Origin of the sequence: Limimaricola sp. (genome assembly GCF_016125575.1) — a bacterium.
In the GTDB taxonomy this organism is placed as follows: domain Bacteria; phylum Pseudomonadota; class Alphaproteobacteria; order Rhodobacterales; family Rhodobacteraceae; genus WGLM01.
In genome coordinates this window covers 454,731-467,207 of sequence record NZ_WGLM01000005.1, presented here as the reverse complement: position 1 = coordinate 467,207, position 12,477 = coordinate 454,731, and the positions used below count along the sequence as shown (strand labels likewise).

Below are 12,477 nucleotides of genomic sequence, written 5' to 3'. Positions count from 1 at the left end.
CCTCCGGCCTAGCGGGCAAGCGCCGCAGCGAATTCGTGATAGGATGATTTCGGCGTGCGTTTCAAGCTGTCGAAGTCGACGTGGACAAGGCCGAAACGCTTTTCATAGCCAAAGGCCCATTCGTAATTGTCCAGCAGCGACCAGTAGAAGAACCCGTTCACGTTGGCCCCGGCGGCGATCGCCCGGCGCACGGCGCCGAGGTGATCGGCGAGGAAGGCCGCGCGCTCGGGGTCGTAGACCGCACCGTTTTCCACCACGTCGGGCCATGCCATCCCGTTCTCGGTCACGAAAAGCGGCATGTCGCCCACGTAGTCGCGCGCCATGCGGGTCAGGAACCCTTCGAGGCCCGCGGGGTAGATCTCCCATCCCATCTGGGTTTTGGGCAGGTCACCCGGCACGTCGCGCAGGTGCGGCCAGGGCTGATCGGGCGCCGCGCCGGCGAAATGGCGGGTGTAGTAGTTCACGCCCAGCCAGTCGATCGGGCGCGAGATGGTGGCCATGTCGGCCTCCCATCCCTTGGGCATGTGCGGGGCCAGCCCTTCCAGCGCCTCGGCCGGGTAGCTGCCCTTGGCGATGCCTTCGATGAACCAGCGATTGAAGATGGCATCTTGCCGGGCCGCCGCCGCGACATCGTCGGGCGCGTCGCTGGCGGGCATGGTGTGATCGAAGTTCAGCACGATGCCGATGTTGTCCTGCCCCAGCGCGCGCAGGCGGCCCACCGCCTCGCCATGGGCCAGAAGGACATGATGCATCGCGCGGGCAGTGGCGCGGATGTCGCGCAGGCCCGGCGCGTGGTGGCCCAGGAAATGCGACAGGAACGACACGCACCACGGCTCGTTGATGGTGGCGACGGCGGCGACCCTGTCACCGATGCGGCGCGTGATGACCTCGACGAAATCACCGAACCAGCCGGCGACATCGCGGTTCGTCCAGCCCCCCAGATCAGCCAGCGCCGAGGGCATTTCCCAGTGATAGAGCGTCTGGAACGGCTTCAGCCCGCGCGCCAGCATCCCGTCGACCAGCCGGTCGTAGAAATCGAGACCTTCCTGGTTCACCGCGCCGCGCCCCTCGGGCATGACACGCGCCCAGGAGGTGGAAAAGCGGTAGGCGTCAACCCCTGCATCCTTCAGCAGGTCAAGGTCGGCCTCCCACATGTGGTAATGATCGCAGGCCAGCGCGCCGTCCTCGGCACGCACGACGTTGCCGGGTACGGCGGCGAAGGTATCCCAGTGCGTCGATCCCGCACCGCCGAAACGATGCCCCTCGATCTGGTAGGCGGCCGTGGCGGCCCCGAAGAGGAATCCCTCGGGGAAGTCTGATCTGGACAGGTCCATTGGCATTCAATCCTTTGCGGTGTCGAACATCCTGGCAAGGGCGGGCGCCGGCCCCGTCGATTCGCCGACGACAAGCTCCGCCTCGAGCAGGATCTGCCGGGGCGATGTGACATCGCCGCCGATCTGCTGCAAGAGCATCTCTGCGGCCAGACGACCGGCCGTATGTACCGATGAACGGGTCGCGGTGAAGATCGGCGTCGCGCCACCGTTGCGCAGATACGACAATTCGTCGTCATGGGTGACGATCGACAGGTCGCGCCCGACGCGCAGTCCGGCAGCCTCGGCCGCGCGTCGGATGCCCAGCGCACTGATGATCGAGGCGGCAAGAAAGGCTGTTGGCGGGGCAGGGCCCGCCAGCATATCGCGCGCCGCCTCAAAGCCCAGCGCCTCCGTCATCTCGCCGCTGCGCATCAGTGCGGGGTCGGGGGTAATGCCACGTGCGGCCAACCCCTGTTCATAGCCACGGCGCCGCCGATGGGCGAAATCCATGGTTTCAAGCCCATTGACGAGGCCGATCCGACGATGCCCGAGGTCGAGCAGGAACGTGGTGGCGCGCACGAAGGCCCGGCGGTTGTCGACATCGACCCAGCTATAGCCTGCGGTTTCGTCGCTGGACCGGCCATGCACCACGAAGGGAAGGCCGATATCGGTCAACAGCGCGATGCGCGGTTCGCGGATCTGCGGCGAATGCACTACAACGCCATCGACAGCGGCGCGCGCACGCAGCGCGCGATAAACCTGCGCCTCGTTGCTGTCGTCGACGACGGTCAACACCATCTCGTAGCCGGCGCGGGCATAAACCTCGCCGGCGCCGGCAATGAAATCGCCAAAGATCGGGTTGACGATTTCGTGACGCGTGGAGACAGGAATCACGTGGCCGATGGCCATGGATTGCCCCGTCGCAAGGCCCTTGGCCCGCGTGTTGGGGCGATATCCATGCTGCTCTGCAGCACGCAGGACGCGCGCGCGGGTTTGTTCGCTGACCTCGGGATATCCGTTGAGCGCGCGGCTGACCGTTGTCTGGCTCAGCCCCAGCTTGCTGGACAATTCCTTGAGATTCATGACTTCAACGGGTCCAAAGCGCTTTCAAATTCCCATTGAGCCTAGCCGTAGTCGGCCAAAGCGTCAAAGCCTTCGTCGGCAGTCAAGAATGCTGCAGATGCGAAATACTCATATTTTTCTCATGCTTGCCGCGAGGCGATTGACACGCGCGTGATGATGGGCGAGGCTAAAGGCTCTCCAAAGCGCTTTGAGGCGGGTCCCCAAGGCGCAGCAAGGGTTTGTTCCGCGCGGCGACGCGCGCAAGGGAGGATATTCCATGAAGAAGACACTGTTTGCCTCAGTGGCGGCGGTCGCGATGGTGGCCGGAACGGCGCACGCCGATCCCACCGCACTGAAATTCCCCATTGGCGAGGGGGCGTTTAACTGGGACAGCTACAACGCGTTCAAGGCGGCACATGACCTGTCGGGTCAGGAAGTCACGATCCTTGGCCCGTGGCTTGGCCCGGACCAGGAAAACGTTCAGAACATGCTGAACTACTTCGAGGCGGCCACCGGCGCCAAGGTGTCCTACGTGGGCTCCGACAGCTTCGAACAGCAGATCCGCATCGACACGCAGGCCGGTTCGGCCCCCAACCTCGCGGCCTTCCCGCAGCCGGGCCTGATGGGCGACCTCGCCAAGCTGGGCTACCTGACCCCGCTGCCCGACGGCACCGCCGATTGGGTCAAGAACAACTACGCGGCCGGCCAGTCCTGGGTTGACCTCGGGACCGCGCAGGGCGCCGACGGCCAGAACCACCTTTACGGGTTCTTCTACAAGGTCGACGTGAAATCGCTGGTCTGGTACGTGCCCGAGAACTTCGCCGACGCGGGCTATGAAGTGCCCAAGACGATGGAAGATCTCAAGGCGCTGACCGAGAAGATGGCAGCCAACGGCGACACGCCGTGGTGTATCGGCCTGGGTTCGGGTGCTGCGACCGGCTGGCCCGCGACCGACTGGGTCGAGGACTTCATGCTGCGCACGCAGTCGCCGCAGGACTATGACGCGTGGGTCAAGAACACGCTGCCCTTCAACGATCCGAAGGTCATCGGCGCGATTCAGGAGTTTGGTTGGTTCGCCAAGAACGACGCCTATGTTGCCGGCGGTTCGGCCGCTGTGGCCACGACCGACTTCCGCGACAGCCCCAAGGGCCTGTTCTCGTCGCCGCCGCAGTGCATGATGCACCGTCAGGCCTCGTTCATCCCGGCCTTCTTCCCCGAGGGCACACAGGTGGGCACGGACGTGGATTTCTTCTACTTCCCCGCCTATGCCTCGAAGGATCTTGGCAAGCCGGTTCTGGGTGCAGGCACCGTCTGGTCGATCACCAAGGACAGCCCGGCGGCCGAGGCGTTCATCGCCTGGCTTGAAACCCCGATCGCGCACGAGATCTGGATGGCCGAAAAAGGCTTCCTGACCCCCTACAAGGCGGTCAATCCGGAACTGTTCTCGGACCCGACGCTGCGCAAGATGAACGACATCCTGCTGCAGGCCACCACCTTCCGGTTTGACGGTTCCGACCTGATGCCGGGTGCGATTGGTGCGGGCGCGTTCTGGACCGGCATGGTCGACTATGTCGGCGGCAAATCGGCCAAGGACGTTGCCGATGCGATCCAGGCGGCCTGGGACGCCATCAAGTAATCAGGCACTTTCCTGAACGACATGGGGTGACGCGGAGCGATTTTCGCGTCACCCTGACCAGACGAAAATACATGGCTTTCGGGGGAGGGGACCATGAATCCGGCACTACAGGGCCTGATCACTATCATCGTCGGCGTCGGTGGATGCCTCGGATATTTCTACTTCTCCAACGTCGTTCTGGACAAGGTGATCTTCCCCGCGAAAGGGGAACATGCCGGGCGCAATATCAACCGCGCCAACCTTGTCCGTCCTTGGCTTTTCCTGCTTCCAGCGATCTGCGCGCTTGGCCTCTACCTTGCCTATCCGGTGGTCGAGACACTGCGCCTGTCGCTGAGCGAGCAGGTGCCGGGCGGCTACCGCTTCGTGGGCCTTGCCAATTACCAGAGGATGTTCGGCGAGCCGAAGTTCTGGGAGGCGCTGAGCAACAACATGCTCTGGCTGATCGTCGTGCCCGCCTCGGCCACGGGATTCGGCCTGCTGGCGGCGCAGCTGACTGACCGCATCCGCTGGGGTCAACTGGCCAAGTCGTTGATCTTCATGCCGATGGCGATTTCCTTCGTCGGCGCCTCGGTCATCTTCAAGCTGGTTTATGACACTCGCCCCGTCGGCACCAACCAGATCGGTGTGCTGAACGCGGTCTGGCTGGAGTTCCACGGCGGCTGGGGATCGTTCCTGTTTCTCAAGCTGTTGCCGGCGATCATCCTGGTCGGCTTTGCGGCTATCGTCGCCTATATCGGCTGGCTCATGCTGCGGCCCTGGCTGCGGCGGGGCGAGCGCAAGGTGCCGCCGCTGGTCGCACCGCTGCGGGTGCTGGCGGCGCTGGTGGCGGCTTGGTTCGTCTGGCTGTCGCTGAGCAACGCGGTGGCCATCTTCTCCTTCAAGTTTCCCTATGGCGAGCCGGGCAACTGGCTGACGATCCCGTTCTGGAACAACTTCTTCCTGATGGTCGTGCTGATCTGGATTCAGACCGGTTTTGCGATGGTCATCCTTTCGGCCGCCCTGCGCGGCATCCCCGAGGAAACCATCGAGGCGGCGATCGTCGACGGAGCCAACCCGCTGCAGATCTTCTTCTCGATCAAGGTGCCGCAGATCCTTGGCACCATCGTGGTGGTCTGGACGACGATCACGCTGGTCGTGCTGAAGGTCTTCGACATCGTCTTTGCCATGACCAACGGCCAGTGGAATACGCAGGTTCTGGCGAACTACATGTTCGACAAGCTGTTCCGGGCCAATGACGTGGGCGTCGGCTCGGCCAGCGCGATGGTGATCATGGTGCTGGTCACCCCGATCCTCGCCTGGAACGTCTACAACGCCCGCAAGGAGATGCGCTGATGGACAATATCGCTGGCAGCAAGTCGAGCCTTGGCTGGGCCGTCAACCTTTCGGTTCTTGTCCTTGTTCTTGTATGGCTTTTCCCGACGGTGGGCCTGTTCGTGTCGTCTTTCCGCACGGCTGACCAGATTTCCGGCTCTGGCTGGTGGCAATCGTTGTTTCCGCAGGAACAGAACCTGACGCTGCGCACCGATGAACTGGACAAGGCGGTTCTCAAGGACGGGCTATATGTTCTCGACGGCGATCTCTTCAACGGGCAGAAGGGTGGCAAGATCTCGCATTGGGGTATCTCGTCGCGCGCTATTGACGCCTACAAACCGGGCGAAACGGCCGAGTTGAACAATGGCGCCAAGCTGACCGTTCAAGCAGACGGGAAATACCATCTGACCAGCACAGACCAGATGTCGGGCCGTGGTCAGCGCACTTTCGTCACGGCGACGACGCCACCGGAATTCACCCTTGGCAACTACAACACGGTGCTTTTCTCGGGCAACGCCACCGACAGCATGCTCAAGGCGTTCTTCAACACGCTGACGGTCACGATTCCCGCCACGATCATTCCCATCGTGGTCGCGGCCTTTGCTGCCTATGCGCTGGCCTGGATGGATTTCAGGGGCCGTGCACTGTTGATCGCGGCCATCGTGGGCCTTTTGGTCGTGCCGCTGCAGCTGGCGCTGATCCCGCTCTTGCGCTTCCACCTCGCGGTGGGCATCGGCAAGGGCTACCTAGGCGTCTGGCTGGCCCATACCGGGTTCGGCCTGCCGTTGGCGATCTACCTGCTCAGGAACTACATGGTCGGCCTGCCGCGTGACATCATCGAGAACGCCAAGGTGGATGGCGCGACGGATTTCCAGATCTTCACCAAGATCATCCTGCCGCTGTCCTTCCCGGCGCTGGCCTCTTTCGCGATCTTCCAGTTTCTGTGGACCTGGAACGACCTGCTGGTGGCCAAGGTGTTCCTCATCGACTCGACGGGTCAGACCACGGTCATGACCAACCAGATCGTCGAGCTGCTGGGCACCCGCGGCGGCAACTGGGAAATTCTTGCCACGGCCGCGTTCGTCAGCATCGCGGTGCCGCTGATGGTGTTCTTCGCGATGCAGAAATACCTCGTGCGCGGCCTGCTGGCCGGATCGGTGAAGTAAGACATGACTATCCAGATGAACAAGGATTGGTGGCGCGGCGCGGTCATCTACCAGATCTATCCGCGCAGCTACCAAGACAGCAACGGCGACGGCATCGGCGATTTGCTGGGCATCGTTCGTCGGCTGCCTTACATCGCCTCGCTTGGCGTTGATGCAATCTGGATCAGCCCCTTCTTCACCTCGCCGATGAAGGATTTCGGCTATGACGTCAGCGATTATTGCGACGTCGATCCGATGTTCGGCACGCTGGCCGATTTCGACGCGGTGGTCGAGACGGCGCACAGCCTTGGCGTGCGGGTGATGATTGATCTTGTCCTCAGCCACACCTCTGACCAGCACCCGTGGTTCAAGGAAAGCCGCGCCAGCCGCGACAACCCCAAGGCCGACTGGTATGTCTGGTCCGACCCCAAGCCGGATGGCACGCCACCCAACAACTGGCTGTCGATCTTTGGCGGCTCAGCCTGGCAATGGGACAGCCGGCGCCAGCAGTATTACCTGCACAATTTCCTGACCTCGCAGCCCGACCTGAACTTCCACCAGCCTGCCGTGCAGGAGGCCCTGCTGGAGGTAGAGCGGTTCTGGCTGTCGCGGGGCGTTGACGGTTTCCGTCTTGATACCATCAACTTCTACATTGCCGACAAGGAGTTGCGCGACAATCCTCCACTGTCACCCGAGGCGCGGAATGCCACAATCGCGCCCTCGGTCAACCCCTATAACCACCAGTTGCACATCTACGACAAGAACCAGCCGGAAAATCTTGAATTTCTGAAGAAATTCCGCGCAGAGATGGAGCCCTTCGGCGCTGCCGCCGTGGGTGAGGTGGGCGATGCTCAGCGCGGTCTGGAAATCATGGGGGAATATACCTCGGGCGGCGACAAGATGCAGATGTGCTACGCCTTCGAATTCCTGTCCCCGACCCAGCCAACACCCCAGCGCATCGTCGACGTGATGGCCGAGGTTGATCGCGTCGCGTCCGAGGGTTGGCCCTGCTGGGCGTTCTCCAACCACGACGTAATGCGCCACACGACGCGCTGGCATCTCAGCCCTGCCGCGCAGCGGATGTTCTGCACGCTTATCATGTGCCTGCGCGGGTCGGTCTGTCTTTACCAAGGCGAAGAGCTGGGTCTGCCAGAGGCCGATGTCGCCTTCGAGGATCTGCAAGACCCCTACGGGATCGAGTTCTGGCCCGAATACAAGGGCCGCGACGGCTGCCGCACGCCGATGGTCTGGGAACAGGACAACCTTAACGGCGGGTTTTCCAATGGGCGTCCGTGGCTGCCCGTCTCGTCCGAGCATCTGCGCCTTGCCGTTTCTGCCGAAGAGGCCGATCCCGGCGCGATGTTGCATCACTACCGCAAGGCGATCGGCTTTCGCCATGTCCATGCAGCATTGAAGGAAGGCAGTCATGACGGGCTAAAGGCCGAGGGCGATGTGATATATTTCACCCGCCACCACGCGGACGAAACGATCCTGTGTGCCTTTAACGTCTCCGACACGCCGTCGGAGTTTCACATGCTCGCGGGGGACTGGCTCTCGATCGGGGCAGAACTGGGCAGCGCGCAGGTTCCCGAGGACGGACAACTGAATTTGGGGCCGTGGCAGGTCTGCCTCGCGCTGAAACGGAACTGAGGGAGGGGAAGCATGGCCGGATTGAAACTGACGAATGTCGCCAAGACCTACGGCGGCACCGTCGATGTGCTCAAGGATATCAACCTCGACATCCAGCAGGGTGAGTTGATCGTCTTCGTCGGGCCTTCGGGCTGTGGCAAATCCACGCTTTTGCGGATGATCGCGGGGCTGGAGAAGATCACCGGTGGCACGCTGGAAATCGACGGCACCGTCGTCAACGATGTGCCGCCCGCGCAGCGCGGCATCGCGATGGTGTTCCAGTCCTACGCGCTTTACCCGCACATGACAGTGCGCGAGAACATGTCTTTCGCGCTGAAGCTCGCCAAGAAGTCGCCCGAGGAAATCGAAGAGGCCGTCGCCAAGGCCTCGCGCATCCTGCAGCTTGAACCCTATCTCGAACGTCTGCCCAAGGCGCTGTCGGGCGGGCAGCGGCAGCGGGTGGCGATCGGCCGGTCGATCGTGCGCGATCCCAAGGTCTATCTTTTCGACGAACCGCTGTCGAACCTCGATGCCGCGCTGCGTGTGGCGACCCGGATCGAGATTGCGCAGCTCAAGGAATCGATGCCCGATTCCACGATGATCTACGTCACCCATGACCAGGTCGAGGCGATGACGCTGGCCACCCGCATCGTGGTGCTGGCCAACAAGGGCATCGCGCAGGTGGGCACGCCGTTGGAGCTTTACGAGCGGCCCGAGAACGAATTTGTCGCCCAGTTCATCGGCAGCCCCGCGATGAACCTGCTGCCCGGCGAGATCGTCGAGACCGGCGCCGAGACCAAGGTCAAGCTTGATGGCGGCGGCATGGCAGTGTCGGCGGTGGCGACGCAGGCCTCCGACAAGGGCGCGCGCGTCAACGTGGGCGTGCGGCCCGAGGACATGGTGGCGGCGCAGGGCGACGGCTTCATCTACGAAGGCAAGGTTGATTTCACCGAGGCGCTCGGCGAGGTCACGATCCTTTATTTCGAGATGGTGGGCGATTCCAGCCCGGTGCTGGCCAAGCTGCCCGGCATCCATCAGGACGTCCGGGGCACCACCGTGAAACTGACGGCCGACCCCAAGAAGGTGCAGGTCTTCATGAACGGCCGGTCCCTCTGGTATCGCTAGACGCTTGCCGCCGCCCGGCCCTTGGCTAGGGTGGCGGCATGAACATCCTTTTCGCGTCGATCGAGGATCTTAACGACTGGGTCGAACCGCTGGGCGGCCACCCGCAGGTCCAGACGCCCAACATCGCGCGGCTGGCGGCGCGGGGGCTGGTGTTCACCCAGGCCTATGCCGCCGTGCCGGCCTGCTCACCCTCGCGCACCGCCACGCTTTTCGGGCAGGCACCGTGGGAGACGGGCGTTTATTCCAACGCCGAGAAATGGCCTGATGCCTATCCCAAAGGCCAGCGTTTGTCGTTGCCCGGCGTGATGCGCGATGCGGGCTATCATACGGTTGGGGCGGGCAAGATCTTTCACCTCGATGTCCGCGGCTATGACCCGGAAGACTGGGACGCCTATGCCGGCGACATCCATCACAAGCGGTTCAACCGGATCAGCCGCGCGGTGCGCGAGAACGCCCTGCCGATGGGCAGCGATTTTGGCGCGGTGCCGGACCAGCAGGGCGATTTCGACGCGCGCAACACCAACTGGATCTGCCGCAAGATTGCCCCCGGACTCGACAATCAGTTCTGGGGGTTCGGCCTTTACCGCCCGCATCTGCCCTTCATCGTGCCGCTGGCGTATTTCGACCTTTATCCGCCTGTCGTGGATCCGCCGCCGGGCCTGAAATCCGGCAACTTCCGCGCCGGCGACAAGTCTGTACTGGACGGGCTGCCGCCCGAAAGCGCCACTTTCGCCAACCGCCGGCTGGGCTGGATCCTGCAACGCTTCGGCGAATACAACGACTTCGTGCGCGCCTACCTCGCCTCGATCTCTTACGCCGATGCGCTGCTGGGCAAGGTCCTCGACCGGCTGGAGGCCACCGGGCAGATCGACAACACGCTGATCGTGCTGTGGTCCGATCACGGCTGGCAGTTCGGCGAAAAGCTGGCCTTTCGCAAGTTCACGCTCTGGGAGCGCGCGCTGCGGGTGCCGCTGATCATGGCCGGGCCGGGTGTGCGGCAAGGCCGCGAGGATACGCCCGTCTCGCTGCTCGACATTTTCCCGACGCTGTGCGCGCGCACCGGGGCAGCGCCCAAGCACCGGCTGTCAGGTGTGGACCTGTCGCCGCTGCTGGATGGCAGCGGCGGCATCGGGCGCGATCATGTCCTGTCGGTCTGGGGTGACTGGCCAGAGCCGGGCGAGGGCAACATGGCCTTCTCACTGCGCTCGGCCGCGCATCGCTACACCGTTTACTGGGAGGGCGGCGAAGAGCTGTACGACAGCGCCGCCGACCCGTTCGAGCATGACAACCTGATGGTGCGGGGCGGCGAGAACGTGCAGGCCATCGCCGCGCATTACCGCGATCAGCTGAGCGCCGATATCACCGCCATCGCCCCTCGTCGCGCGGCCGCCCATCCCGGCGGCGGCGATGACTGACACTGTCCGAAAGGCCCCCACGATGCCCACCAATTCCCTGAAAACCGCGTTGGCCGCAGGCCGTTTGACCCGTGGCGTCTGGCTGACGCTTGCTAGCCCCAACGTGGCCGAAATGGCCGGGCTGGCCGGGTTCGACTGGTGCCTGATCGACGGCGAACACGGGCCCAATACGCTGACGACCATCCAGGCGCAGTTGCAAGCGCTGGCAGGCACGCCCGCGCAGGCCGTGGTGCGGGTGCCCGTGGCAGAGGCGTGGATCATCAAGCAGGTGCTGGACCTTGGCGCGCAGACGGTAATGGTGCCGATGATCCAGTCGGGCGAGGGCGCGCGTGATGCCGTCGCGGCCATGCGCTATCCGCCGCAGGGTATCCGCGGCATGGGCGCGGCGCTGGCCCGCGCCTCGGGCTATGGCGGGCAGGCCGAATACGTGGCCCGCGCCAATGACGGTGTCGCGCTGATCGTGCAGGTGGAAAGCGCCGCGGGCATCGCCGACATCGACGCCATCGCCACGACCGAAGGGGTGGACTGCATCTTTATCGGCCCGGCGGACCTCGCCGCCGACATGGGCCACCCAGACGATCCCGGACACCCGGAGGTGCGCGCGGCGATCGACCATGCGCTGGCCCGCATCGCCGCGGCGGGCAAGCCCTCGGGCATCATCGCCCTTGCCGAAGGCGAGGCCGCGCACTGGTCTGCGCGCGGCGTTGCCTTCATCGGCGTGGCCAGCGACAGCCTGCTGCTGGCCTCGGCACTGCGGCGGCTGGCGAAAGCCTAGCCGCGCGCGCGTCGCCCGGTCCGCGCCCGGCCTTCACCAGCAGCGACAGGTGCGCGGTTGAACTTGATCCACTCGCCGCCCGACGGGTCGTTGTTGGTCAGGAAGTTGGCGGCGCGGATCGCCTCCATTTCCTTGCCTGCAACGGGGCGGGTGGAGCCAAGGCCGAAGAGCTTGCAAAACGCCTCGTCATCCATTTCAGGCAGGACCACTCCGGCGGCCTCCACCTCGGCCCGCTTCTCGGCGATCTTGCTGGCCGGCACCGGCAGGGCGATGGGGTTCATGATCGCGCTGGTCATGCCTGCGACCATCGCCATCGGCAGGAAGGCGTTGTTGATGCCGTGGCGGTTGGGCAGGCCGAAGCTGATGTTGGACGCGCCGCAGGTGGTGTTGACGCCCAGTTCTTCGCGCAGGCGGCGGACCAGGGTGAAGACCTGCAGCCCCGCCGTGCCCATCGCGCCGATCGGCATCACCAGCGGGTCGACCACGATGTCATGCGCCGGGATGCCGAAATCGGCCGCGCGCTGGACGATCTTCTTGGCCACGGCGAACCGCACCTCGGGGTCTTCGGAAATGCCGGTGTCGTCGTTCGAGATCGCGACGACCGGCACGTTGTATTTCTTGACCAGCGGCAGCACGCGTTCCAGCCGTTCCTCCTCGCCGGTGACCGAGTTCAGCAGCGGCCGGCCCTTGGCCGCGGCCAGCCCGGCCTCGAGCGCGGCGGGAACCGAGCTGTCGATGCACAGCGGCACGTCGACGATCTCCTGCACCCGCTCGACCAGTTCCTTCATCAAGGGCGGCTCGACAAAGTTGTTGTCGGCATAGCGCGGGTCTTCGGCCATCTTGTTGGAAAAGACCGCACCCGAGTTGATGTCGAGCATCGTTGCCCCGGCGGCGACCTGCGCGCGGGCATCGGCCAGCACGGTGTCGAAATTGCCGGCCTCAAGCTCGGCGGCGAGCTTCTTGCGGCCGGTGGGGTTGATGCGCTCTCCGATCACGCAGAACGGCTGGTCGAAACCGATGATCGCGGTCTTGGTGGCGGATTCGACGATAGTGCGGGTCATGTGAA

At 64.0% G+C, this 12,477-nt stretch carries 10 protein-coding genes; 7 read left to right on the top strand and 3 right to left on the bottom strand.

What is annotated here, in order from left to right; all coding sequences use genetic code 11:
• Positions 1 to 8 precede the first annotated feature (8 nt).
• Complete coding sequence (locus GC146_RS13730; protein WP_291839730.1) at positions 9 to 1,334, bottom strand: GH1 family beta-glucosidase; 1,326 nt, start codon at positions 1,332 to 1,334, stop codon at positions 9 to 11.
• Between the two features lie 6 nt (positions 1,335 to 1,340).
• Positions 1,341 to 2,396, bottom strand: coding sequence for a substrate-binding domain-containing protein (locus GC146_RS13725; protein ID WP_291839727.1), 1,056 nt, complete (start codon positions 2,394 to 2,396; stop codon positions 1,341 to 1,343).
• A 256-nt stretch (positions 2,397 to 2,652) separates the two neighbouring features.
• Here GC146_RS13725 and GC146_RS13720 point away from each other — a divergent pair, with 256 nt between their 5' ends.
• The 7 genes from GC146_RS13720 (at position 2,653) to GC146_RS13690 (ending at position 11,411) form a co-directional block, all read left to right on the top strand.
• Entirely contained in the window at positions 2,653 to 4,011 is a 1,359-nt protein-coding gene (locus tag GC146_RS13720) for an ABC transporter substrate-binding protein (protein WP_291839725.1), read from the top strand.
• Between the two features lie 93 nt (positions 4,012 to 4,104).
• Positions 4,105 to 5,343 (top strand): sugar ABC transporter permease, encoded by a 1,239-nt coding sequence (locus GC146_RS13715; RefSeq protein ID WP_291839723.1) that lies wholly within the window; start codon positions 4,105 to 4,107, stop codon positions 5,341 to 5,343.
• Positions 5,343 to 6,488: a carbohydrate ABC transporter permease gene (locus GC146_RS13710; RefSeq protein WP_291839720.1), complete on the top strand. Its 1,146-nt coding sequence runs from the start codon at positions 5,343 to 5,345 to the stop codon at positions 6,486 to 6,488. Before GC146_RS13715 ends, GC146_RS13710 begins: the two co-directional genes overlap by 1 nt.
• A 3-nt stretch (positions 6,489 to 6,491) precedes the next feature.
• Positions 6,492 to 8,117, top strand: a complete 1,626-nt coding sequence (locus tag GC146_RS13705) for an alpha-glucosidase (protein ID WP_291839717.1) — start codon at positions 6,492 to 6,494, stop codon at positions 8,115 to 8,117.
• A gap of 12 nt (positions 8,118 to 8,129) precedes the next feature.
• Positions 8,130 to 9,221, top strand: a complete 1,092-nt coding sequence (gene ugpC / locus GC146_RS13700) for a sn-glycerol-3-phosphate ABC transporter ATP-binding protein UgpC (protein ID WP_291839714.1) — start codon at positions 8,130 to 8,132, stop codon at positions 9,219 to 9,221.
• Between the two features lie 38 nt (positions 9,222 to 9,259).
• A complete protein-coding gene (locus GC146_RS13695; RefSeq protein ID WP_291839711.1) occupies positions 9,260 to 10,636 on the top strand; it encodes a sulfatase in 1,377 nt (458 codons plus the stop codon).
• Positions 10,637 to 10,658: 22 nt separating this feature from the next.
• A complete protein-coding gene (locus tag GC146_RS13690; RefSeq protein ID WP_291839708.1) occupies positions 10,659 to 11,411 on the top strand; it encodes an HpcH/HpaI aldolase/citrate lyase family protein in 753 nt (250 codons plus the stop codon).
• On the opposite strand, the gene GC146_RS13685 is transcribed toward GC146_RS13690, so the two are convergent.
• On the bottom strand, positions 11,408 to 12,472 hold the full coding sequence (locus tag GC146_RS13685; RefSeq protein ID WP_291839705.1) for a methyltetrahydrofolate cobalamin methyltransferase: 1,065 nt from the start codon (positions 12,470 to 12,472) through the stop codon (positions 11,408 to 11,410). The two genes, GC146_RS13690 and GC146_RS13685, sit on opposite strands and share 4 nt — an antisense overlap.
• Positions 12,473 to 12,477: the final 5 nt, after the last annotated feature.

Bases quoted from the DNA above. Each gene is read 5' to 3' on its own strand.
- GC146_RS13710 (WP_291839720.1), top strand. From the start codon at position 5,343: ATGGACAATATCGCTGGCAGCAAGTCGAGCCTTGGCTGGGCCGTCAAC.
- GC146_RS13725 (WP_291839727.1), bottom strand. From the start codon at position 2,396: ATGAATCTCAAGGAATTGTCCAGCAAGCTGGGGCTGAGCCAGACAACG.
- GC146_RS13695 (WP_291839711.1), top strand. From the start codon at position 9,260: ATGAACATCCTTTTCGCGTCGATCGAGGATCTTAACGACTGGGTCGAA.
- ugpC (WP_291839714.1), top strand. From the start codon at position 8,130: ATGGCCGGATTGAAACTGACGAATGTCGCCAAGACCTACGGCGGCACC.
- GC146_RS13685 (WP_291839705.1), bottom strand. From the start codon at position 12,472: ATGACCCGCACTATCGTCGAATCCGCCACCAAGACCGCGATCATCGGT.
- GC146_RS13690 (WP_291839708.1), top strand. From the start codon at position 10,659: ATGCCCACCAATTCCCTGAAAACCGCGTTGGCCGCAGGCCGTTTGACC.
- GC146_RS13705 (WP_291839717.1), top strand. From the start codon at position 6,492: ATGACTATCCAGATGAACAAGGATTGGTGGCGCGGCGCGGTCATCTAC.
- GC146_RS13730 (WP_291839730.1), bottom strand. From the start codon at position 1,334: ATGGACCTGTCCAGATCAGACTTCCCCGAGGGATTCCTCTTCGGGGCC.
- GC146_RS13715 (WP_291839723.1), top strand. From the start codon at position 4,105: ATGAATCCGGCACTACAGGGCCTGATCACTATCATCGTCGGCGTCGGT.
- GC146_RS13720 (WP_291839725.1), top strand. From the start codon at position 2,653: ATGAAGAAGACACTGTTTGCCTCAGTGGCGGCGGTCGCGATGGTGGCC.